Origin of the sequence: Listeria sp. SHR_NRA_18 (assembly GCF_003856515.1) — a bacterium.
Taxonomy (GTDB): Bacteria; Bacillota; Bacilli; order Lactobacillales; family Listeriaceae; genus Listeria_A; species Listeria_A newyorkensis.
Genome location: NZ_QPKR01000109.1, coordinates 1 through 386, shown reverse-complemented (window position 1 = coordinate 386; position 386 = coordinate 1). Strand labels below are relative to the sequence as shown.

Annotated in this window: 1 pseudogene; it reads left to right on the top strand. The window is 54.1% G+C overall.

The annotated features are described in order from the left end of the window. Nucleotides 1-386: pseudogene (locus tag DUK53_RS17370) on the top strand (Clp protease N-terminal domain-containing protein); the annotation flags it as partial.

Below are 386 nucleotides of genomic sequence, written 5' to 3'. Positions count from 1 at the left end.
GCGACAAGCTGGCGCAAAAGCGGGCAGACAAGTTTATTTCATCCGAGCTGTTTGTGCTGGCGGTGCTTGAAGATCGCGGTAACTTGACCGATCTGCTGAAAGCTGCCGGTGCCACAGCGGACAAAATAGCCAAAACCATTGAACAAATGCGAGGGGGAGACAGCGTGGATGACCAAGGTGCTGAAGATCAGCGTCAGGCTCTGAAAAAATACACTATCGATCTCACTGAGCGTGCGGAACAGGGCAAACTTGACCCGGTGATTGGCCGTGATGAAGAGATCCGCCGCACCATTCAGGTGCTGCAACGCCGTACCAAAAACAACCCGGTACTGATTGGTGAGCCTGGTGTCGGTAAAACCGCCATCGTTGAAGGCTTGGCTCAGCGC